This is a genomic window from Deferribacter desulfuricans SSM1, assembly GCF_000010985.1.
GTDB classification, from domain to species: Bacteria; Chrysiogenota; Deferribacteres; order Deferribacterales; family Deferribacteraceae; genus Deferribacter; species Deferribacter desulfuricans.
In genome coordinates this window covers 2,050,679-2,074,876 of the sequence record NC_013939.1, presented here as the reverse complement: position 1 = coordinate 2,074,876, position 24,198 = coordinate 2,050,679, and the positions used below count along the sequence as shown (strand labels likewise).

The window sequence follows — 24,198 nt, the reverse complement described above, 5'->3', positions numbered from 1 at the left end:
ATCTTAAATTCATTATAGAGTTTTAGCTATAGAATATTCTAAACCTGTAATAGCTGCTCCCAAAGCTCCTATAAATTGAGGATACTCTGGGACGAATATATTGAACCCCAGTTTTTTACCTACCAAATCTACAAGTAAAGAATTAAGAGCACCGCCACCCGTAAAAACAACCCTTTCTTCGGGTTGAATACTTTTAGCCATAGCCACTAATCGCTCGGCTATAGAATCAATTACACCATATCCAATATTTTCAGGTTTCTCTTTTTTTGCTATTAAAGAAATGACTTCAGATTCAGCAAAGACAGCACACATAGATGATATAGATACGAATTCTGTAAGTGTTAAAATTTAATTTCTGATTTTTTAACTTACAAATAAGTTATAGTTAGTGATTAGTTTAGGCGAAATCTCAATAAATGTGCTATAATCATAATGAGGATGTTGCACAAAATACTATTGTAGTGATAGTTTTTGCAGTAATGAGATTGCTTCGGTAACTTTTGTTGCCTCGCAATGACCTCAAAATTCCACCATTGCGAGCGTCAGCTAAGCAATCTGGGAGCTTGAGCAACTGATATTGTGTAACAGCCTCATAGTATTTTTTAGAAAATTGTTTTTGGAGTTGATAAGATGTTTTTTAAGATTTTCAAAATGATAGTTATAATTTTAGTGAATATTTTAATTGTTTGTAATGGGTACTCATTTGATGAAAATTATATAAAGAAGATGGCGATTGATAATGTAAAAGATGAGCTTCATTCACAACTTGAAGATTTAGTTGGGACTGATATCCCTGTGGAAAGTATTTTGCAAGGATTAGATCATTTGTATTACGGTGAAATAAAGAAAGCAAAGCTTGTCTTGACTGAAGAAGCTTTAAAACAGCTAATTGGTGTGCTTGTAGGTAGTAGTGCAGGAACAATTCTGACAACTTTATGGGATATAGATAAAGCGATTTTTACATCGATACAAAAATGGGGGGAGGATCAAGATAGAAAAATTTTTTATGAGAGTTTTTTAAAGGAGCAAATTAAAATTTGGAAAACTGGAAATGTCCCTAAATGGCAAGTAGTTGCCGCACAGCTAAATAATTGGTTTAATGAAAATGAGTTTTTCCTTGGGAGAATAAAGTTATATTCTGAAAGAAAAACTTGGGCTGAAACTTTGAAATCTGAAATGTGGGCTAAGACTCTTGAAATACATACAAAATATAAAAAATACTTTTACTTAAAAAAGAAATTACAAGAGGCGGCAAAGCGGGCAAAAGAGAATTTTGAATGGAAAGTTTTGTTAGTTCATATTAATTATAAAAAAATTGCCCGTTTACTCGAATTAGCTCAAGAAAAGGTTACAAAGGAAAATATAGAAAAATACCAAAAGAACAAAAATTATAGAATTTTGGTTAATAGAGTTGCTCATATAAACTCTTTAACAAAACAGAGATTCACTATAAATGATTATTTAAAATTATTGAAACGGTTTGATAAAGTAAATTTAAAGCAGATTAAAGAAGCTATATCATCATTACAAGGGGCTCAACTGCCTGCAAATTTACAAAATATCAGATTTTATTTAACAGATTTTAGATACAAAAGTTTTGTAGATAAATTAAGAAAAGATAAGAAAGAGTCTGAAGCTTCAGATGATACTGTAAAAAAAGTTGCATCTTCATTGATGAATATAAAGTCGAATGAATTTATTGAATTAGTTTCTAACAGTAATAAGAGTCTAACTTTATTAGAGTTGGTTAATCAAATAAATGATAGAATTAAGAACATAACAAAAAACAATATTAAAAATGGAACTCAAATTCAAATTAAAGTAAGTACTATTGTTAACCCCTTAATTAATTATTATAGAGAATCTGTTTCAAACTATTTGGCAAATGAGATCTCTTTTAGCACTCTAATAAACACAAGGCATAAAATTTTACAATATTGTTCTGATCTATTATTTGAATATCAAAATATTTTAGAAAAAGGTGCAATATATTCAGATGTTTTTAACGAATTTGTAAAACAGATATTATATTTAGAAAAAGATGTGGTTAATATAAGATATGAAAAATTTGAGCAGTATATAGCTTTAAAAAAAGAGATTTGCAATAATGATAACATATTAGAGAAATTAGGTAAAATTCAAAAAGAAATCGCTGAACTGCAAAAAGAAAATAGTGTAGATTTAGGTCTAATAAAGCTGTTGAAAGCAGAACCCCCTTTTGAGCATGATACAAGATCATTTAAACTTTTATCTGGTTGGGATAAATTATCAAGTGATTATGTAAAGAAAACAATTCCAAAAATAGAAAAAAATATTAATAATTTAAATATAAATATAAAAACAATTTCATTAAAGTCGTCATATTTAAAAAGTGAGTTACAGAAATATTATTTAAAAGAGGTTTCGCTAATAGATAAATTAAATAATTTTTACATAGAAAATTCCAATTTTTTAGATGGTTTTCCTCTTATTCAAGGGTCGATTTTATTTAATGGATTTGACAGTGTGCAAGGGTATAATGATAAAAGGTTAATTGATGATAGTTGTAAAATTGATGTTTTAAATCATTATAAAGTCGCTGTTAATAAATTAACAGAATTTGAAAACAGATTATTTGATTTGCAACTGGCTTTATCAGAAAATAAGGAATATCTCCCTTTTATAGAAAGTCAATTAAAATATAATGAAAGTTTAAATTCATTAATTAGTTATGACACAGATAAAGATTTAAAATATTTAAAACAGATACAAGAGTATGAAAAAGAGTCTGATAATGCTTCTCTACTGTTTAGTAAAATAGATAATTTATATGAAAGAGGGCTAAAAGATTTAAACTCTAACTTTATCCCTTATGAAGATGTTATAAAATATGTTAAAAATGAAAGTATAAAAAATAAACTCAATATACCTTTTAGTGCGTTGAAAGGTTTTGTTGATAAAACAGAAACTAATTTTAATAAATGTAAAGAGGTTAATCAAAAAAATGATATACTTTATAAGGAAATAAATTTTCTAAGAGACTCAACTATAAATTTAGCAAAAAATATAAAGTTATGGATGGATGGTAATCATAATAGATTTTCAGGTTTTTTAAATGTAACTTCAGGGAAAAAAGCCGGTGAAAATAGATGTTTGTCACTTGAAAATAAGTTGATATGGCAAAGAGAATTTATAGATAAATATGAAAAAATTCAAAATGATTTAGTGGTAGAGCTTTCCAAACCTATAAACTCAGCTTATAACTACCAACAATTAATTTATAAAGCAGAAATTTTGCCTTTTATACCCATATTTGATATCAATCAATATAAACAGAAGTTAGCAAACTATATCAAAAATACCACTGTTTATTCTGCTCCAAAAATAGATTCTATCTATTATAACAAAAGGAAGGTTTATGAAAGGGTGAGAGTTTCACCAATAAATCTTGAAAATGGAGAGGTAAAGTTTGTTGTCGATGTAAGTAGCACATGTGCAGATGAAAAATGTAAGCCAAAAGAGGTGAGTATTAGTTATGAAAAAAATAAATGGAAAAGATGCAAGAAAGTGTCCAATAATCGTTTTGTTTGTATCTATAAGCCTAAAATAAATAGTGGTGTATATGTTGCTTTTGTGGCTAAAAATCTGACTAATAATGCCTCTAAAGAAAGATTTATAAATGTAGTTTATAAAGATTATGGAGAGAACTTAACTAAATACTTAAAAAGCTTTGAAAACGATTATAACAGAGGTAAAAGTATATACAATTATTTTCCAAGAGGTTCAACTATTGCAGAAAATTACAGCTTAATAGCTGATAAAAATAGAAAAGAATACCCACATAAGCTGGTTTTTCAAAAATTTAGGTTACTTAATTTCAAGGATTTTGAAAAGGATGTTGATAATACAATTTATAAAGCTAAAGTTTCAACAACTTGGAAATTATCAGGTAAAATTAACAAAAACGGTTCATCAATATTTAACATAGACTGTTACGAGAGTATCGGAACTCAAAAGAAGTTTTGTAAAATTAAGCAGATTGAGGGGGATACTTTTATTTTTGAGGTAAAAAATAACAGAAATAAAAATATTACTAAACAGGTTAAAATTGGGATTATAAGCCATGTCCCTGGGAAAAAGAAAGGTGGTTATTCTATAGATTTTGAGACAGGGAAATATTTTAATAGTGAAAAAGATCTTGCTGCTGGCTTTGTAAATCCAAAAGTAAAAGGGTATGACAAGCCTTATTTTAATGTGGGTAATATTAAAGATATGGGTGTTATAAATTTTAAAGCTCTTAAATCGTGTCCTAAGTATGGATATTCTGATTACTATTCTGGTATGAGAGCAATAGAAAGGCATGTATATTGTGTGAGAACGCTTGAAGGTAATTATGTTAAAATAGAAGTTTTAGAAACAGGTGGTAGTATGGAGAAGGCTTATATTAAATTTAGATGGCAATTTTTGGGTAGGTAATAATTTGTGAGAGTATAATTGAAAAGCTTTTTAGCAAGCTTATATTATAATTTGTAGTTTTTATGAGTGCCAAAAATTTATTTGGAGGTGTCTTATGGGTGTAAAAAGAATTTTGATGTTAGTTGGTGATTATGTGGAAGATTATGAGGCAATGGTGCCTTATCAAATTTTGACTATGGTGGGGCATAAGGTTGATACTGTTTGTCCTGGTAAAAAACCTGGAGAAACTGTAAAAACAGCTGTTCACGATTTTGAAGGGGACCAAACTTATTCTGAAAAGCGCGGGCACAATTTTCTTGTAAATGCTGATTTTGATAAGGTGGATGTAAACGATTATGATGCACTCGTTATCCCTGGTGGAAGAGCACCAGAATATTTGAGACTTAATCAAAGATTGATAGAGATTGTAAAGGAGTTTGTTGCTCAGAACAAACCTATTGCCTCAATTTGTCATGGTCAGCAGATACTTGTAGCAGCTGGAGTATTAGAAAATGTAGCCTGTACAGCATACCCAGCAGTGATGCCTGATATTGTAAAAGCTGGAGGAAAATGGTGTGATGTTAATGATACCTTCACTAATGCTATAGTAGATAAAAATTTTGTAACAGCTCCAGCATGGCCAGCTCATCCTGAATGGATGAGGAAATTTTTAGAACTTTTGGGTAGCAAAATAGAGCCATAAGATTTTTTTGAAGTTTAAAAAGATGCATAAGGGCTTTTGCTCCCTTGTGCATTCACAAAAAAACTAAATGGTAAAGAGATGGATAAAATAATTGGTTTGGTAGATAGATTATTTAATTATTATAAAAAATTTCTTCAAGGCAAAGACTTAGGTATAAAACTATCTTTAATAGCCTTTTTGAGCAGAGGACATATTTTGATTGAAGATAGCCCTGGTCTTGGTAAAACTACCCTTGCAATAGCAATAGCTAAATCGATGGGGGTTACTTTTAGCAGGATACAGTGTACCAATGATCTTTTACCCACTGATATTACAGGACTTAATATATTCAATAAAGAGACTGGGGAGTTTGAGTTTAAACCTGGCCCCATTTTTAACAATATTTTACTTGTTGACGAAATTAATAGGGCTACTCCGAAGACTCAAAGTGCGCTTTTAGAAGCGATGGGTGAAAAACAGGTCACCATAGAGGGGAAAACTTTTAAACTTAGCCAGCCTTATTTTGTAATTGCTACTCAAAATTCTGTTGAATCTTACGGGACATTCCCTTTACCAGAATCCCAGCTTGATAGATTTATAATGAAGATTAATCTAGGCTATCCCACAAAAGAGGAAGAGCTTGAGATATTAAAAGGGGGCAGCTCAAGGTCTAAAATTTATGAATCTGAGCCAGCTATTAGTAAAGATGATGCTTTAACTTTGATAGAGTTTGTTAAAGAAAAAGTTAAGATTGATGATACTATTTTGGAGTATTTGATAGAAATTGTAGATAAAACAAGACATCATAGCAAAATGGTAACAGGGCTTTCCACAAGGGCAGCTTTATCTATCGTAAATGTGGCAAAAGCTTTAGCATTGATAAATAGAAGGGATTATGTGATACCTGAAGATATAACTGATTATTATAAATACACCATGCTACATAGAATCACTTTTAAAGGTGCTTTATCTAATGAAGAAAAATTAGATATTTTAGAAAGTATTATTAAATCCGTTAAATTACCCTATTAGAGGTTGTTTTGTCTGTTATTAAATTTACTAAGGCTGGCTGGATTTATATTATCCTTACAATTTTAATGGGTTTTTCAGCAATAAATACCAATAATAATCTTGTTTTTATAACGGTATCATTGATGCTTGCTGTTATGGGGGTGTCTGGTTTTTATGGTAGATCAAATATAGAAAAACTTTCTTTTGATTTTTCCTTTGAAAATGAAATATATGCAAGAAAGAAAACCAACATAACAGTCTTTGTAACAAACAGGAAAAAGAAACTTATTTCATCACTGCTCAGCATTGAAGTATTAGGAGAAAGAGGTGTTATAGATTTTATAAGCCCAAGAGAAACAAAAAATTTTAAAATTTCAAAGAGTTTTGAAAATAGGGGGGTGGTAAGCATTGATAAAATTGTTGTTAGCTCTACATACCCTTTTAATTTTTTTATAAGGAGAAAGGTTTATCATATAAAAGAAGATTTTATTGTTTTTCCAGAATTGATAAAAACTAATATCTCTTTTAGTGGTAAGAATGAGATTGATAATGCAGATTTGAGCGGCATAGATGAAGCAAAAAATCAGGAAGAGATAAGCAATATAAGAAGGTACAATAACGACCCTTTAAATAAAATTTTCTGGAAACATTTTGCAAAGGATGGAAACCTCTATGTAAAAGAGTTCAGTTCGAGTGATGAAAGCTACTCCTATTTATCTTTTGATGAGCTATCAAAAAAATTTAATACAGAAATGGCAATTAAGGTAGCTACAACGATAATTTATGAAATGAATACCTGGAGAAAACCTTTTATTTTTGAGCTTGATGGTGAAAGATTTAATATTTTACGCTCCACAGAGAAGTTGGAAGCACTAAAAAGGCTTGCTCTTTATGGTAAAGATTGAAAATTTGTTAAACTTATTAACAATTTTGATGATATTAGTCTCATTGCTTAGTGTGATTAAGTATGTCAGTGTGATCTTTTTTACATTGCTTATTCTGACTATGATATTGTTTCTTTTAAATCTAAAATATCAATTTTTAAAACCAAATAGAAAAATATTAACTCTTTTGTCGTTTTTGGTTTCGGGTGTTATAGTTTTAAAAACAAACTCAAATAATTTAGTCTTATCTTTAGCACATATTCTTATCATTTTCCTCTGTGTAAAACTGCTCGAATATAAAAAATACAGAGATTATATGCAGATTCTTGTTTTATCTATTTTTTTGACCACTGCTTCAGGTTTATTTAATCTAAGTATGATATATCTGGTGTTTATCCTTTTAAGTATCGTTTTTGGCTATTTTTTAGCAATTTTTGCTACTTTTTATGATTTTCAAGAAAGTATAATTTTAAATAAAAGTGAGATTAAAGAGTTAATTTTTAAGGGGTTGAAGTCAATAATTCTGACAATCCCATTAGCTACTTTGATATTTATTATTTTGCCTAGGACAAACTATCCTCTTTTTAGCTCATTAGGATATAATGTAGGCTCAACATCTGGGTTTAGTAGTGAAATAGGTTTGGGTGATGTAAATACAATACAAGAAGATAATAGGATAGCTTTTAGAGTGGTAATGGATAAATTGGATGAGCCACTTTATTTTAGAGGGGTTGTTTTTGATGTTTTTGATGGAAGAAAATGGAAATCTGCAATTTCAAAGAAAAGGGATTTTGTTATAGAGATAAACGGCAAGGTGGTTAGATATGAGATTTACCTTGAGCCACATTATGAAAACTTTTTAATAATGCTTGATTACCCTTATAAAGTGAGGATAAAGAAAAAGAAATTTTATTTTACAAATAAGCTTGAGGTTAGAGTTTATAAATCTGTTAATAAAAAGATAAAATATAGTGGTGAATCAATTATCTCAAATAGATTTAAAGATGATGTGGATATCCCTTTTTATACAGATGTCTCAAAGGTCTCTAATAGAATAATTATTTTTGCAAAGAAATTTAAAAAAGAAAGTAATATGGCTACAGCAAAGGAGATATTAAATTATTTAAAAACTAACTTTGAATACTCATTGAAAAATTTACCCACTGGAAAGGATTCTCTTAGTAAATTTTTATTTGAAGTAAAAAGAGGAAATTGTGAATTTTTTGCATCAAGTATGGCATTGATGTTAAGAGTAAATAAAATTCCTGCAAGGCTTGTGGGCGGTTTTAAAGGTGGATATTACAATGAAAATGGTGGTTATTATGCTGTGGCTAATAAAAATGCTCATGTCTGGGTAGAAGCTTTTATAGATGGTTACTGGGTTAGGTTTGATCCCACACCTGCTGCCATAGAAAATTTTACAGATAAAAATAGATTACCTTTTGCTCTTAAAATGCGACTTTATTTTGACTATATCTCTTATTATTGGACAAAGTTTGTTATAAATTATGATTTTGATAAGCAGGTGAGTATCATTAAAAATGTTTCTTCATCTTTTAAAAATATCAAAGTTAATAAAAAATATTTTATAAAATTGGTATTTATCTCAATTATTGTATCTGTTTTCATTTATCTTTCTGTAAAGTTTAGGAAAAGATATGAAGCAGATTATTATCTAAACAATTTTTTGAAATTTTTAGCAAAAGAGGGGGTTGTGATAAAAGAGAACGAGCCGCTTAAAAATATTGTAAAAAAGATTGAGGATGAAAGCTTAAAAATTGCTGCAGAAGAGTTTGTAGATGAATTCTATAAAATGAGATTTAAAGATAATCATGTGGATTACAGAAAATTAAAAATGTTAATGTGTAATATCAAAATGCACAAAAAGAAAACCTGAAACCAGATATTATAATCTAACTCGATATTGTAGATTGTAAGATTGAGGTCGTTCTATAAAGGTTGAAAATAAAGATTTAATAATCAAGAGATTGCTTCATTGCTTACCTTTGTAATTAATATTTTTTAATTGCTATCATCAGTGAAGCAATCTCAATAAGTTTTACTGCTTTTCGTGCAACAACCTCACAATATTGATTTATTTCATATTAAAATTAATATTCTTTAAAGGCAACCCCTTATTTGTTAAAATTATTTCATATTTTCCTTGTGGCCAAGTTTTTTCAGGAGGCATTTCTATATAATAAGTTATATATCCTGAGTAGTTATCCTTTGTTATTTTATATGGATAGTTGGCAATGAAAAGTTTTTCCCCATTTGGTTGATAATAATACCATTGAGCTACAATTTCGGTGTTTTTAGGTACATTGTTTATAGCACATGTTAGGTAAACTTTTTTTATATTGGGATTTAGAGTTTCTGGCATCAGTTTTGGAATATATTCCCCTTTAAATTGATACAATCCACAATCAGATATTTTAAAGCTATTTGAGGTATTGACAGTATTTGTAATATTGGTATTGTTTTTACTATGAACTTTGATATCGATCCAATCCACCTGTATATCATGACCGGTATACCAGCCATAAGAATGCATAATAAACCTTATATAAGGGGATGTTAAGTCTGCAGTAAATACTTGAGCAGTCTGACCATTTATTTTGTATATTGCTATGTTACTACTTGAATCATAGACTATTTCTTCTTCAAACCATCTATCCCATATTGGTTGAAAAACTTTATAATTTTGTTTATTACGCCAATCATAACCAGCTATTACAAATCCATGTTTTGTGGGCACATACTGGGTTACTCCCGGTTTTTCATAGTAATAATTGTAGTAGGTTACCTGAAATAAAAATCTTCCTAATTTATTGCTCCATTGAGATAGGTTTGCAGCAGGAGTTAGGTCTGGGTTATCTGTTTGATAAAACCATATTCCACCTTCAAAATATTGGTTAGCATAATGTACTTTTACTCGTCTTTTGATAGTTATTATGTCCCCTTTATCTATTTTTATTGCTTTTGAAGCTAAAAATCCACTTCTGTCGGTATAGTTGCATTTTAAATCAAGAATACCGTTGTTTATATAAATTTTATTTGGTGCATATTTAAGAGTTTGCCACTCTAAAGGTAGCCAAAAATCTTTATTTAAAAAATTGAAGTCGTCGTGATAATCGATTTTTGATAAAGGTTGATGGTTTGTATTTTGAGGATTTTCTTTTTTAACACCTGATATGGTAAAAGTGTTTAAAACTGGATTTGGCACTGCATATTTGAGCCAGCAGCGCGGATTTGGCCCTTGATAACCGGGCTTAACAAAAGTCCATGCTTTACATTTTGGGTCATTATCGCATGCCTGCTTACATAACATAGCATTGTTTTGTGGAAGATCGAAGTTTTTATAATCATAGCCAGGCCTGTCAGTACTATATTCAAATCCATTTTCTGTGTATTGAGTATTGATAAATTTAATTTCGTCTATAAAGGCATACTCAAAATACCATCCATTAGCTTTTATGTATAAATCTACATCGATTGTTTGCCCGTAATATTTTTGCAGAGGTATTGTAAGTTCATACCACTTTTTCCCATCAATAACTCTTTCAAAGGCTTTTACTCCATTTATCCTAACTTCCATTACCCAGTCACCATTTTTGTTACCTGCAACTCTGAACATTAGTGATTTATCGTTTGAATTTACATAGTATTTACCTTTTAAATGAGTTGGTTCAGTTGTTGAAATTGGGTGGAGATATAATGCAGCTCCATGAGCTCCTTCAGGTGGCATAGCATCCCCAATTTTTTTTACAGGGTAATACCAGCCAAATCTATTATTTACTCCTGCTATTTTTGCTACAGTTCCATCAGGTAATGTACCTGTTTTTATAACATTCCAGTTTTTAAACCAGTCTTCTGCATAAGGTGAATTTTTAAAATAATCATTTAGATAATTGTCAGAATTTGTTTTTTCTGAATTAGCTGAGTTAGTTGAGACTTTTGTACCATTCCAATCCCCATTCCAGATATTTCCTCCAAAACCGTATCTCCATTTACCAGTAAATTTTGTCCCATCTTTTGAAAAAACAAACTGTAAATCACCGGCATCGTGAGGTGGCTTATAAGAAGGATATTCGCTCCATTTTCCAGTTAAAACATTTCCATTGATTGTTCCAGTTAATCGCCCTTTATCATGAGTATAACTGCCTGTTACTGTATTACCCCTTTGTATTAAATTCATTTTACCAAAATTTGTATCCCAGCTACCAGCTACATTAATTGTTGTTAAAGCATGATTATTTATGTTGTTAGATGTGTTTATATTAGATATTCTTACGATTTTTACATTATCTATAGCAGGTCCCCAAGCAGATGGGTTGTTATCAAGAGCGATGAATGAGATATTTGTTATGTTTGATGTTGCAGTAAAAGTAAGAGATTTTTTAATCCACCCCATATTTCTTTTATTTTTACCTGTTGTGTTAAATTGGAATGTTTTTGAAACTGAACCAGCAATAACTTTTAGATATTTTATCCCTTGATTATCAGGATTACCTGCCAAATCAAATGTGAGTTGGTATGTAGTACCAGGTGCTGTATTAATATTTTGACTAATAGCTCCACATGTGGAACCACACATATCTATTGACCTTTTCCCATGACTGCTTTGCCAGTAATTTTCAATCAAATCTATGGATCCTTTGGTAATTGTCCAATTATTAATTTTGTTTGAGCCTTTTGATAGAGTTAGCCAGCTTCCTACATGTTGTGGACCAAGTTCAAAGCTACCATTTTTTATTAAATTTGTTTTTCCATTTATGTTTGTTTTTGGTGGCTTTATATTTGATGCAAGGTAAACGCTATTTGCCCATGTCCCCCCACAAATTTGGTTTTGGTCACCTGAACACTTCATATTGCAATTGTTGGCAACTCCATATTTCCCGTAACTATTCCCACAAAAACATTGAGTAGAGTATTGTACCCCTGCGTATTTAAACCCTTTTTGAGCACACAAGTTGATACACATCTGAGGTGTCATTTGATTGGAGCCATACATAAAACCGTCTAAATCTCTACCTTTTGTACCAAAAGGATCCCCTTGATCCTTATAACAGCCAAGAAAATTATATTGATTATCTAAAAAATTTTCCCCTCCTAATGAACTGTCATAAATTATTTTGTTATTTTGTGCATAAGTGAATCCATATAATGATATTAAAAGTATACATGCTAATATTATTTTTTTCATTTTTGACTCCTTTGAAATATATTGTTATTTAATTATATAATATTGTAAGTACTGTTCTCAACAAAACTTGTAAAAAATCTATAATTTTTTTTGAAAAATAGTCTATAAGCTCAATTGCTGCTTAATTTTAGATAGTTGATTTTTTTAGCTAATCTTATATTTAAGGATACCTATAAAATTATGTTGATTTATAAATGTCTTATGAAGTTTTCTTCAAAGTATCAAAAGTGAAAACTTAGTCTCTTCAAGGGGGATAGCAAAATTGATTAAAATTTAGGCAAATTGGTGAAATAAAGCAAAATGTCTACATTTTTATTTTTTGATAATTATTTAAAACAGTTATCCAATAGTTTAATTTTCTGAAATTAAAGTAATTTTATGATTACTTCGTCACTTATGCTTCTTGCAATGGGCATATTTTGTCATTGCGAACGAAGTGAAACAATCTCAGGTTTTGTCACTGCGAGAAACAAAGTGACGTAGCAGTCTATATGTCGGAAGTAGTGAATCGTGAATAGAGAATAAAAAAAAGAGATTGCTTCGTCGCTTACGCTCCTCGTAATGTCTCACTTCTACAGTTATTGCGAACGAATTGAAGCAAATTGAGGACATTTTTATAAAACATTATAGATTTTTGAAAAACTGTGGAAAGATTGTAAAAAATTTTTGATTGCTTTGGTAGATGTGTTTTATTAATTTATAAAAATGCTTGGACTGTATATTCATATCCCTTTTTGTAAAAGTAAATGTAAATATTGTGGATTTTTTTCCATATCTAATTTTGATACTGATATTGTGAAGAATTATTTACATGCAATAGAGAAAGAGCTTTCTGTTTATACAGATTATCTGTTTGACACTATTTATATTGGTGGTGGGACGCCATCGGTTTTAGATTATGATGAATTAGAAAATCTCTTAAAAGCTATTCAAAAGCTAAATTTAAAGAAGTTGAAAGAGTTTACATTTGAGGCAAACCCAGAAAGCATAGATGAAACAAAAATAAAAATTTTAAAAGATTGTGGGGTTTCTAGAATAAGTATTGGTGTTCAATCTCTCGATAACAATGTATTGCAGTTTTTGGGTAGAATACATCAAGTAAAAGATGTTTATACTTGTATCTATTTTCTAAAAAAACATAACTTTAATTTTAATGTGGATGTAATTTTTGATATCCCCACTGTTTCTTATAAAAAGATTTATAACACATTAACTAAACTCTGTGATTTAAATCCAAATCATATTTCTGCTTATTCTTATTCATATGACACAGCTTTTTTGTCTGAGTATAAAGGTGATATGAAATCTCACTTAATTGAAATAGTGGATTTTTTGAAAGATAGGGGTTATCACAGATATGAGATTTCCAATTTTGCAAAAAAAGGTTACGAATCTCTCCACAATATAACCTATTGGAAGATGGGTGATTTTATAGGTGTTGGAGCAGCTGCACATTCTATGAAAAATCTGAAAAATTGTAGAGTTAGATATTCTCATCCTGCTGAGGTGAAAAGATATATTGAAAACAGTTTTTGTTTTGATAATATTGAAATAATAAGAGATGAAAAAGAAATATTGTTAGAAAACTTAGTGTTTGGCTTGAGACTCACTTCAGGTGTTGAGTTAGAAATTTTTAAAAAGTTGGATATTTTAGATTTATTGTCATATTTAATAAAAAAAGGATATTTAGAAAATAATGAGGATAGAGTATGTTTAACAAAAAAAGGAACTTTGTTTTTGGATTATGTACAGGAATATTTGTATTCCAACTCATGATATTTACAGTTAATTCGTATCCTTCAGGATGTGCTGGAGATTGCATGAGTTGTCATGAATCTTTAAAAGGTGATGAAACGCATATCTCTATGACAATGTGTGCCAACTGCCATAATAAATCCAGTAGTGAATTGTCAATTACTTCATCAATGAATGATGGATGTGGTGACAGATGTTTTGATTGCCATGATAAATGGCCAAATGATGGTTATCATGCTGATTTACAAAAGTGTATTGATTGCCACAGTAAAAAATAATTTTCATTTTAGTTGATAAAATCTATATAACGATATTAAAAATATTTTTGAGTAATTGATTTCCCCTTTTATAAATTTTGAAAATGTTTCTTTAGTAATATAATATTCTGCAGTTTGATATTTTTTAGGTGATAATATTTCTTTTATGTTGTCACTTACTCCCCAAACACCACTTATTAAAAAACCTTTAAAATGGTTATCTTTAATAAGCCTATCTAATTTACAGTTTTTTAAAACAAAAAGGATGTCTTTTGTTTTATTTTGTAAAATATCTTTTATTTTTATATTTATGTTTTTTTCTATTAAAGCATTTAAATTTTTCCCTTGAAAATTGATGAAAAGCCAAAAATCACCCGGTTTATTATCGCATTTTTTGCAGTCGGTTGCACCAGTGAAACCTATCCCATCATTTACAATATTCAAGTTTAGAATCTTAATATTTTCTACAATATTGTTTAATTCAATGGTGTATTTTGATTTTAAAAACCTTGTGTAACTATTTTTTGGGTTTGCAACAGTATTTACATAATTAACTTGTGAAGGTTTGGAGCAACTTGTCAAAATGACAACTAATAGTAAAATTGTTAAATATTTCATGAAAACACCTATTAATAATTTTGCATTATTCTAACAAATTACTTGCAAAAAATGCAATAAATTTTTAAAGTAGTGTGGATTTAGTAATCCTAAACGTGGGAGGATTTATGAGAGATAAGATTGAGGCAGTGGAAGTAAAATGCCCAAAATGCAATAGAAAACAGATAGTTTACATACCAAAGGAACCAATACCAAAGTGTCCTGATTGTGGGACACAAATGGTAATTAGTGAACTTTTAGATGAAGGAAAATCATATTAGGAGGATGCGATGAGAAAGTTTTTTGTTTCACTGTTAGTTTTTCTTTTTGCAGCAACTTTTCTTTATGCTGCAGATAATTCCCTTTGGGAAAAGTCCACTCTAAATCAAATTTTAAAAAGAGGTGAATTAAGAGTTGGACTTGAATCCGGTTATAAGCCATTTGAAATGACTGCAAAAAATGGCGAGATTATAGGTTTTGATGTGGATCTTGCAAAAGTAATGGCAAAAGCTATGGGTGTAAAACTCAAAATAGTTAACACCGCTTGGGATGGAATAATCCCTGCATTAATTACTGACAAGTTTGATATTATTATGTCTGGTATGACAATAACTCAAAAGAGGAATCTGCAAGTAAATTTTGCTGATCCTTATATTATTGTGGGACAAACACTATTAATTCATAAAAAAGATGCTGGGAAAATCAAATCATATAAAGATTTGAATAATCCAAAATATGTGATAGCTTCAAAACTTGGCACGACAGGTTATTTTGCTGCTAAAAAGTATATACCAAAAGCAAAAGTAAATGCTTTTGAAACTGAGGCAGATGCTTTTCAAGATTTTATAAATGGTAAAGCTGACGCTTTTGTATATGATCTTCCACTTTGTGCATATTACTATTCATTATACAAAGACAGAGTTGTGTTTTTAGATAAGCCTTTTACATTTGAGCCATTAGGTTGGGCTATCAAAAAAGGAGATCCAGATTTCTTAAACTGGTTAAATAACTTTTTAAGACAGATTAAAGGTGACGGTACTTACGACAGAATCTATAAAAAATGGTTCAAAAGCAAATCTTGGCATAAACAAGTTCAATAAACAATCTAAAGCCCCCAGTCTTTGGGGGCTTAATACATATACAAGAGAGGATAGAAAGTGAATAGAAAGAAAAACGGATTTTTATGGAATATTGTGTTTGTTCTCATCTTGATATCAATTGGTGCATTTTTTTATTTTTCTACAAAACAGATTAACTATATCTGGAGATGGGACAGAGTATTACAATTTGTTTGGCACACCTATGATAAAGAGATTAGAGCTCCTTTTGATGGGACTGCCGAGATTGATGGTGAAAAGCTTATTATAGTGGCAGATGATGGAGAAAAAGAGCTTATTAAAGGGTTTACTAAAATAACGGTTTCAAATGGTGATCTTGTATTTGAAGGTGATGTTGTTGCTAAAAAGAGGGTTAGTGAACCAGGCCCATTACTAATGGGGCTTTATGTTACTTTAAAACTTTCAATTATTTCGATATTTTTTGCAATCATAATTGGGATAATTACTGGTTTAATGCGAATTTCTGAAAATCCTGCTTTAAAAAAACTTGCTATTACTTATATTGAATTAATTAGAGGGACTCCTCTTCTTGTTCAAATATTTATTTTTTACTTTTTTATCGGTACAGTTTTACAATTAAATAGATTTACTGCTGGTGTTGCTGCGTTAGCTGTTTTTGCAGGTGCATACGTTGCAGAAATAGTAAGGGCAGGTATCCAGTCTATACATCGAGGTCAAACAGAGGCAGCAAGGAGTCTGGGTATGAACTATTTCCAGACCATGAGATATATTATTTTGCCGCAGGCACTAAAGAGAACTATTCCTCCTATGGCAGGGCAGTTTATATCCTTAATAAAAGATTCTTCTCTTGTATCTGTTATTTCTATTACTGATTTAACAAAGGCTGGTAGAGAGGTTGTTACATCTACATTTCAACCATTTGAGGTGTGGTTTACTGTTGCAGCATTGTATCTAATTCTTACAACTACCCTGTCATTTTTAACACAATTACTTGAAAGGAGGTTGGCAGAAAGTGACTGATTATATAATTGAAGCCACTAATGTGCATAAAGTTTATCCAAATGGGGTGCATGCCTTAAAAGGCGTGACTTTAAAAGTAAAAAGACAGGAAGTGGTGGTTATTATTGGACCAAGTGGTTCGGGGAAATCAACTTTTTTGAGGACATTGAACTTGTTAGAGACAATAAATGATGGTAAAATTATAATAGATGGTGTGGATTTGACTAGTCCAAAAACAAATATTAATAAAGTGAGAGAAGAAGTTGGGATGGTTTTTCAGCAATTTAATCTTTTCCCACATATGACAGTCCTTCGTAATATTACTCTTGCGCCAATGGTTGTGAGAAAAATGAAAAAGGAAGAAGCAGAAGAGATTGCAATAAAGCTATTAGAAAAGGTGGGGTTAGCTGACAAGGTTAATAGTTATCCTTCACAGCTTTCTGGTGGACAGCAACAAAGGGTAGCAATTGCAAGAGCTCTTGCTATGAGACCAAAGATAATGCTTTTTGATGAGCCAACGAGTGCACTTGATCCAGAAATGATTGGTGAAGTACTTGATGTTATGAAGACATTGGCAAAAGAAGGGATGACGATGGTTGTTGTTACTCATGAGATGGGGTTTGCAAGAGAGGTTGCTGATAGAGTAGTTTTTATGGATGAAGGTGAGTTGATTGAGGAAAATACACCTCAGGAAATTTTTAGTAATCCTAAAAATGAAAGATTAAAACAGTTTTTAGGACAAATATTATAGGGGTGTCATGTTTTTTAGTAAAAAGGTAAAAATTAATGTTAAAAATAAAAACCTTATTATTGAAGCAAAAAGTGGCTCTAATTTATTTGAGGTATTAATAAACAATGGTATCCCTATAGAATCTTTATGTAAAGGCAGTGGACAGTGTGGTAAGTGTAAGGTTAAAATAGTTTCTGCAGATGGAAAAGAGATAAATAAGCCAACAAAAAAAGATAGGTTGATTTTAGCAAAAATTAATCTTGATAACGGGTATAGACTTGCCTGTCAATATATTGTTAAATCAGATGTAATTGTAGATACTGAAGAATGGATTGTGGAAGAGGATCCAAATATTCTAAAAGTTACGGTAAAAAAAGTAGGCCAAGAAACTAAAACAGATGAAGTTGCAGATGATGATTCTAAAGATTCTGAAAAAATTGAGAAAAGTAATAAAAATGTAGTTGAAGAGTCTGAAGGTGAACTTAAAGAGTTAAAGGATGGTTTGATACTGATTCAATATCCAAAGGGTATTAAATATTTTGTCTATAGTGCAAGTATTGGGACTATTTCTTTTGATGGTTATGTAAAGACAGATGAGCCTCTGATTGATTTAATTGACAACAATCTGCTCTCTGATTTTATTTACAATAATGTTGATGTGCCAGACATTGATAGAGTTTTGATAATTCTCGATAAAGCATATTATCAGGGAGATAACCTTCTAAATTTGATAAATTATTATTCTTTTGAAATAGGGGAGATGTTTTGTGAAATAGTTCAGCCGCTTGAAAAGCCTTCTGATCTTTTGACTTTTTTTAGACTATTAAATCTACAAGATGGCTCATTACTAATTCCTATAGATAATTTGAACGCTTCATATTTTAAGTTGGATAACAAGCTTTATTCTCTTGATTTAAAATATCTTTCAAACAGAATTGATATGAGCTTTTTGTTTCAAAGCGGTATTAACCCTATTATAGATATTTCAGATGATTTTAAAGAGATATCAATAAAAGATACATATTTTGAACCAGATTCAATAAGTCCCAAAGCTATTTTGAAAACTGTAAATAACTTGGTAAATATGGGGATAGTAGATGACCAATATCGTATAAAGGATAGAAATGAGCTTTTAGACAAGGTGCCAATAGAAATTTTGGTAAAAATAAATAAAAAAGGTGATGAGAGCAGGTTTAATGTTTACAGAAAAAAAGAGGTTACTTTATTTGTTTCGGATAAAGATTTAATTAACTTTTATGAATTAAGAAAACTTATAAATTCAATTATAATTTATACAGAAAAATTTCTTGGCAAAATATCAAGCATTGTATTGTATTCTTACACGGATATTGAGGATGCTGTTAATGTGCTGATTAATTTAGGTGTTTTTCCTAAAAAGTATTCTAAAAAAATTACATTTTTTAGTGGTGATCCAGCATTATTATCAATCAAGTTTTTTGGCTATAAAAATGTTCCGTCATTTTTGAATAAAAACTTTAATGAGCTGAATTCTATTGAGCTATATAAAAACGAAAACTATAACGCTATTCTTAAAAAATTCTAACCTGTTGCACAATAAAAAATAACATTTTAGATTTTTTCTCAAACACTTGAAAAAACGAAAAGCAGTCTTTGCGAGGAGCATAAGCCCCTAAGCAATCTCAAAAATACAATGATATCAAAAAAATTGACTCATTGTGCAACAGCCTCAAATATTGTATACTATACTAAACTAAAAAATAGCTTTAGTTACAATTTCATCCAGGTTTTCTTTTGAATCAAGTTGTATCTTCTTCTTTTTATCAATAATTACTACTGGTGGGTTGAGAATTCCATATTCTTCAGGGATTTTTTCTTTCTCTGTATCTATTAAAATCACTTCAATTTTATCGCGATATTTTTCTGCAAGATTTTTTGCAATTTCTGGTGTATTAGTGTCTTTTGAACCATTATAAAAAAATTCTACTTTTATCATCCTTCCCTCCCTTTTTTCTTAATTATAACATGATTATTAAATTTTTTCATTTTAAATTATCATTGTGGATATTTTACAATAGACTAACGTTTTTATAATTAAAACAATCATTAGATTACTTCTGCAAAATATATTTTCTCGCAAAGAGTAAGGCTGTCATTGCGAGGAGTGAAACGACGAAGCAATCTAAAAAGATTTTTATAAAATTTTTTCTAAAGAAATTTTTATTCATTCCGATTTTTAATCTGACGCAAGGAAGCGTAAAAAAAATTAAATAGGGGAAACATCCTCTATTGAAACAATCAAGGAGGATAAGATGGCACTAACAATTTATCAAAACATCATGTCTTTGAATTCTCAAAGACACCTTGGCGGGACTCAATCCGCACTTAGCAAATCACTCGAGCGTTTATCAAGTGGTTTAAGAATCAACCATGCAGCAGATGATGCTTCAGGTCTTGCAATCAGTGAAAAGTTGCGTGGTCAAATCACAGGTCTCAAAAGAGCGGTAATGAATGCACAAGATGGTATTTCAATGCTTCAAACTGCAGAAGGGGCATTAGAAGAAGTATCTTCAATGCTTCAAAGGATGCGTGAGCTTGCTGTACAAGCATCAAATGGTACTTATACCACAAATGACAGAGTTGAGCTACAAAAAGAGATTGAACAGCTAAAAGCAGAGATTGATAGAATATCAACTGCCACAGAGTTTAACACTAAAAAGCTATTAAATGGTGATGGGACAGCTCTATGGTCAGCAAGTGATAATAAAATCTCAGCAATAATAAGAGGTAATGTTCAAGAGGGAAATTACAAAATAAAAATGGAAAGCCTGAGTGTTGGCCAAAATCAAGTCTTCCAAACCGATATCATGACAGTATCTGAAGCAGAAAATGGAGTAACAATTACTCATAATCCATCAACGAGTAATGGTGTAGAAGAGATAAAAGATCTTGTTAGTAGTAATTCTGATAATATATATCGAGTGACTGTAGACGGTGCAACAACTGCGTCAGATGGTTATTATAAGGTTTCTACATATGATGGAGGGGATAACACGTTTGATTCGACAGTTGATGGTGATGTTATAGGTAGTGCTTTAAACTCTACAAATGGAACTTATTATATAGAAGTTATATTTAATAATGATTTTGATGGGACAACTTATGATAGTACATCAAATGATGGTGATGCAAATAGGAGTACACTTGGAAATGCATATATTAATATTTATAATTCAGATGGTACTGCATTTCAGACAGGAATTATTGCTAATATAGAAGATACCACTACAGGTGATGGTGGTGGTAATGTTATTTTAAATATGAGTAATGTAAGTTCAGCTACAAGTGGAGCGATATCATTTAATGATATATTATTAGATGATGGATCGACAGAATTAACTATTAGTGCAGGGGAAAAAGTCCTTATTTCAGTATATAATGCCTCTATACCTACAACAGCAACTGGTGGATATTTTGATGTTTATGCACCAGTTACAAGTGGTACACCATCAAATCAAGTATTAAAAGTTACAGCGGATAGTGGATTAGCTAATTCTGAACATCAAGTAGCCTTACTAGGGTTTGATACAAATGGTAATTTACAAACGACAGATTCTTTTACATTAAAGATTGGATCAGATTCTAATGGATTTTTAGATCCTGATGATGCAACATTTCAAGGTTATACTTTAAATCCTGGAGATGTTGCTAATGAAAATACTAAATTGAGCAATATCGCTAGGTTTATAGATGCTGATGGAAATAACCTATTTGAGAATAAGCAAGAACTTACAATCTGGGGAAATGGTAAATCAACAACAATTTATTTAGAAGCAGATGATACAGTAGCAGATTTAGAAAAGAAATTGACTGATGCCATAGTAAACAATCTAGGAATGGGATCTGATGATCCGACTGTCAATGAGCATTTAGTGGATTATATCACAACAGCTGATCCAAATAGTAAATTTAGAACTGTTGCAGGTACATTTGTTATTCAAACTGCTATGGTTGGGGAGCAGGGTGAAATTGCATTTTCTGGTGATCAAAGGTTGATAAATGCTTTATCATTAGCAGAAGTGCAAAAAGCTGAAAGTAGTAGTGTAAAAGTGACAGTTTACGATGCCACTACAGGCGATTTAATAGGCAGTGACGAAACTGGTAACGATAGGGTTGACGGTGTAATACAAGGTATTGAGTTGGTAATAGATTCAAGAACAAGTGTAAATTCTCAATTAAATTCATCAAATGAGTTGGAATTTGTGGAAAATCCAAATTTAACAAATGAGGATTATTATTTACATGTGGTAGATAATTCTACTGATTTGCAGATTGGTTCAAATAAAGGGCAGGATTTATCAGTATCAATTCCACAGCTTAATACTGTTGGGCTTGGTGTTGATAAAATTTGGGTAGTTTCTCAAGAATTAGCTAAAAGAGCGATTCCTGATATTGATAATGCCTTGAGTCAAGTTGTGACAATTAGGGCGACAATTGGTGCTCAAATAAACAGACTTGAGCATACTGTAAATAATTTGAATGTTGCGCATGAAAATATGACAGCAAGTGAGTCAAGGATTAGAGATCTTGATGTGGCAGAGGAGATGGCTACATTTACACGCTATCAAATTCTATCTCAATCAGGTATTGCGATGCTTGCTCAGGCAAATCAAATACCTCAAATGGCTCTTCAACTACTTCAAGGATAATGAAAGGGGGCTGATATGGGTGCATATCCATTAAAAGAAGTTGACACAAAAAGGAAGATGCAGCTTAATGAGCTTTATAAAATGCTCAAGGAGATGTTTGACTCAAATTTTTATGGGTCTATTGAAATAAAGTTTGAGGCTGGAAAAGTTACCATTGTAAAGAAAACAGAGAGTATCAAAATCTAAAAGGGGGCTTTAAGCCCTCTTTTTTTGTAAAAAATTAAATGCAGTCATTGCGAAAAAGCGTAAGCTGACGAAGCAATCTCTAAATTGAGTTAGCTTGACAAACTTTCACTATTAAGTAATATCATTAAAAATTGAAAACGACTATTTTCTAGCTAATCGAAAATTAGTCTTGACTATTTTCGAGTATAATATAAATTTGTAAATATGATAAGCAGAAATATTGAAGATTTTGTATTACAAATTTTACATTCATATAATAAAATTTGTTTTATTAGTGGCCCCAGACAATCTGGTAAAACCACATTTTCAAAGATGATATTGGAACATTTTCAGCAGAGTTCATACATAAATTGGGATATAATTAACCATCAGAAAAAAATTATTAAAGATCCATACTTCTTTGAAAATGAAAATAGAGATTTACAAAAAAGATTTTTAGTAGTTTTTGATGAAATACATAAATATAAAGATTGGAAAAATTATCTAAAAGGTTGTTATGACGGCTATAAAGATGACTTTAATTTTTTAGTTACTGGTAGTGGTAGGTTAGACCTTTTTAAAAAAGGTGGTGACAGCCTTTTTGGTAGATATTTTGCTGTAAACTTATTTCCTTTTACATTAGGGGAGCTTGAAAATAAAAAATTTATTTCCTGGGATGAATTTGAGCAAATATTATTAAATGGATTTGAGCTTAAAAGTTTTAAGACTACTTATGAGCAACTTTGGAGCTTTTCTGGATTTCCTGAACCTTTTTTGAAAAATAATATAGAATTTTATAATATTTGGGCTAATGAAAGAAAGAAAACAGTTATAAAAGAAGATATCAGAGATGCATATTATATTAAAGATATTTCAAATATTGAAATATTATCAACTCTTTTACCATTCAAAGTGGGATCACCTTTATCAGTTAATTCTATTAGAGAAGATCTAAATGTAGCTTTTGATTCAATAAAAAAGTGGTTATTAATTTTAGAGCAATTTTATTATATTTTTACAGTAAAACCTTATAGTAAATCTTTGCCAAGAGCGATTAAAAAGGAAAATAAAGTTTATCTTTATGATTGGGTAGAAATTGAAGATAATGCAGCAAAATTTGAAAATCTTGTTGCTCTACATCTTTTTAAAACAATAACATTGTGGACTCAAACTGGAAAAGGGAATTTTGATTTGTATTACCTCAGGGATAAAGAAAAAAGGGAAGTGGATTTTTTAGTAACTAAGGATAATCAGTTGCTTTTTTTAGTAGAAGTAAAATTAAACGATACTGATTTATCTAAAAACTTACTTTATTTTCAAGAAAAGTTGAAAGTTCCTTATGCAATACAGGTTGTTTCAAAAAGTGGTGTACTTAAAAAACTTAAAAGAAATAATTATGTGCAATACATAATTTCGGCTGATAATTTTCTTTATTATTTATTATAAAATTAATAAAATTGGAAGTCTTGTACAATATCTGCTAAATATCCCAGATTGCTTCGCTGACGCTCGCAATGACAAAAATAGTAGTCATTACGAGGAGCGATAGCGACGAAGTAATCTCTTTTTTATCTTTTCACGTTTCACTATTCACTGTTCACGAGATATAGACTGCTTCGTCACTATCGTTCCTCGCAGTGATAAAAAACCGAGATTGCTTCACTTCGTTCGCAATGACGGTCTTGTTGGTCATTGCGAGGAGTGAAACGAC

At 30.4% G+C, this 24,198-nt stretch carries 19 protein-coding genes; 15 read left to right on the top strand and 4 right to left on the bottom strand.

Features of this window, described 5'->3' with window-relative positions; translation table 11 throughout:
• Positions 1–12: 12 nt before the first annotated feature.
• Positions 13–312: a BadF/BadG/BcrA/BcrD ATPase family protein gene (locus tag DEFDS_RS10280; protein WP_084742563.1), complete on the bottom strand. Its 300-nt coding sequence runs from the start codon at positions 310–312 to the stop codon at positions 13–15.
• 318 nt (positions 313–630) lie between these two features.
• On the opposite strand from DEFDS_RS10280, the gene DEFDS_RS10275 reads away from it, so the two are divergent.
• The 5 genes from DEFDS_RS10275 to DEFDS_RS10255 all read left to right on the top strand — a co-directional run bounded on the left by DEFDS_RS10275 (position 631) and on the right by DEFDS_RS10255 (position 8,908).
• The gene (locus DEFDS_RS10275; RefSeq protein ID WP_013008733.1) at positions 631–4,455 is read left to right on the top strand and encodes an HmuY family protein; all 3,825 of its coding nucleotides are present in this window, start codon (positions 631–633) and stop codon (positions 4,453–4,455) included.
• Positions 4,456–4,549: 94 nt separating this feature from the next.
• On the top strand, positions 4,550–5,137 hold the full coding sequence (locus DEFDS_RS10270) for a DJ-1/PfpI family protein (protein ID WP_013008732.1): 588 nt from the start codon (positions 4,550–4,552) through the stop codon (positions 5,135–5,137).
• A 78-nt stretch (positions 5,138–5,215) separates the two neighbouring features.
• Positions 5,216–6,148, top strand: a complete 933-nt coding sequence (locus tag DEFDS_RS10265) for an AAA family ATPase (protein WP_013008731.1) — start codon at positions 5,216–5,218, stop codon at positions 6,146–6,148.
• Positions 6,149–6,156: 8 nt separating this feature from the next.
• Positions 6,157–7,032 carry a DUF58 domain-containing protein gene (locus DEFDS_RS12740; RefSeq protein ID WP_013008730.1) on the top strand — a complete coding sequence of 292 codons (876 nt, stop codon included), beginning with the start codon at positions 6,157–6,159 and terminating at the stop codon, positions 7,030–7,032.
• Positions 7,019–8,908, top strand: a complete 1,890-nt coding sequence (locus DEFDS_RS10255; RefSeq protein WP_041223743.1) for a transglutaminaseTgpA domain-containing protein — start codon at positions 7,019–7,021, stop codon at positions 8,906–8,908. Before DEFDS_RS12740 ends, DEFDS_RS10255 begins: the two co-directional genes overlap by 14 nt.
• Positions 8,909–9,106: 198 nt before the next feature.
• Here DEFDS_RS10255 and DEFDS_RS12735 read toward each other — a convergent pair whose 3' ends face one another.
• Positions 9,107–12,217, bottom strand: a complete 3,111-nt coding sequence (locus DEFDS_RS12735; protein ID WP_013008728.1) for a choice-of-anchor C family protein — start codon at positions 12,215–12,217, stop codon at positions 9,107–9,109.
• A gap of 705 nt (positions 12,218–12,922) precedes the next feature.
• Here DEFDS_RS12735 and hemW point away from each other — a divergent pair.
• Together hemW and DEFDS_RS10240 are read left to right on the top strand one after the other, a co-directional pair.
• Entirely contained in the window at positions 12,923–13,993 is a 1,071-nt protein-coding gene (hemW, locus tag DEFDS_RS10245) for a radical SAM family heme chaperone HemW (protein ID WP_013008727.1), read from the top strand.
• Complete coding sequence (locus tag DEFDS_RS10240) at positions 13,990–14,250, top strand: hypothetical protein (protein WP_041223996.1); 261 nt, start codon at positions 13,990–13,992, stop codon at positions 14,248–14,250. The genes hemW and DEFDS_RS10240 overlap by 4 nt, the downstream gene beginning before the upstream one ends.
• Positions 14,251–14,253: 3 nt before the next feature.
• On the opposite strand, the gene DEFDS_RS10235 is transcribed toward DEFDS_RS10240, so the two are convergent.
• Positions 14,254–14,847, bottom strand: a complete 594-nt coding sequence (locus tag DEFDS_RS10235) for a hypothetical protein (protein ID WP_013008725.1) — start codon at positions 14,845–14,847, stop codon at positions 14,254–14,256.
• A gap of 107 nt (positions 14,848–14,954) precedes the next feature.
• Here DEFDS_RS10235 and DEFDS_RS13115 point away from each other — a divergent pair, with 107 nt between their 5' ends.
• The 5 genes from DEFDS_RS13115 to DEFDS_RS10215 are packed head-to-tail and all read left to right on the top strand — an operon-like array spanning position 14,955 to position 19,198.
• Positions 14,955–15,107: a 30S ribosomal protein S27ae gene (locus tag DEFDS_RS13115; RefSeq protein ID WP_013008724.1), complete on the top strand. Its 153-nt coding sequence runs from the start codon at positions 14,955–14,957 to the stop codon at positions 15,105–15,107.
• A gap of 9 nt (positions 15,108–15,116) precedes the next feature.
• On the top strand, positions 15,117–15,926 hold the full coding sequence (locus DEFDS_RS10230; protein ID WP_013008723.1) for a transporter substrate-binding domain-containing protein: 810 nt from the start codon (positions 15,117–15,119) through the stop codon (positions 15,924–15,926).
• 57 nt (positions 15,927–15,983) lie between these two features.
• Positions 15,984–16,925 carry an amino acid ABC transporter permease gene (locus DEFDS_RS10225; RefSeq protein ID WP_013008722.1) on the top strand — a complete coding sequence of 314 codons (942 nt, stop codon included), beginning with the start codon at positions 15,984–15,986 and terminating at the stop codon, positions 16,923–16,925.
• Positions 16,918–17,655 carry an amino acid ABC transporter ATP-binding protein gene (locus tag DEFDS_RS10220; RefSeq protein WP_013008721.1) on the top strand — a complete coding sequence of 246 codons (738 nt, stop codon included), beginning with the start codon at positions 16,918–16,920 and terminating at the stop codon, positions 17,653–17,655. The genes DEFDS_RS10225 and DEFDS_RS10220 overlap by 8 nt, the downstream gene beginning before the upstream one ends.
• 7 nt (positions 17,656–17,662) lie before the next feature.
• Positions 17,663–19,198, top strand: coding sequence for a 2Fe-2S iron-sulfur cluster-binding protein (locus tag DEFDS_RS10215; RefSeq protein ID WP_013008720.1), 1,536 nt, complete (start codon positions 17,663–17,665; stop codon positions 19,196–19,198).
• A gap of 168 nt (positions 19,199–19,366) precedes the next feature.
• On the opposite strand, the gene DEFDS_RS10210 is transcribed toward DEFDS_RS10215, so the two are convergent.
• Entirely contained in the window at positions 19,367–19,609 is a 243-nt protein-coding gene (locus DEFDS_RS10210; protein WP_013008719.1) for a hypothetical protein, read from the bottom strand.
• A 316-nt stretch (positions 19,610–19,925) separates the two neighbouring features.
• On the opposite strand from DEFDS_RS10210, the gene DEFDS_RS13340 reads away from it, so the two are divergent.
• The 3 genes from DEFDS_RS13340 to DEFDS_RS10200 all read left to right on the top strand — a co-directional run bounded on the left by DEFDS_RS13340 (position 19,926) and on the right by DEFDS_RS10200 (position 23,933).
• Positions 19,926–22,322, top strand: a complete 2,397-nt coding sequence (locus DEFDS_RS13340; protein ID WP_013008718.1) for a flagellin — start codon at positions 19,926–19,928, stop codon at positions 22,320–22,322.
• A 15-nt stretch (positions 22,323–22,337) separates the two neighbouring features.
• Positions 22,338–22,508 (top strand): DUF2292 domain-containing protein, encoded by a 171-nt coding sequence (locus DEFDS_RS13005; RefSeq protein ID WP_153801493.1) that lies wholly within the window; start codon positions 22,338–22,340, stop codon positions 22,506–22,508.
• Positions 22,509–22,712: 204 nt separating this feature from the next.
• Complete coding sequence (locus DEFDS_RS10200; RefSeq protein WP_013008717.1) at positions 22,713–23,933, top strand: ATP-binding protein; 1,221 nt, start codon at positions 22,713–22,715, stop codon at positions 23,931–23,933.
• Positions 23,934–24,198: the final 265 nt, after the last annotated feature.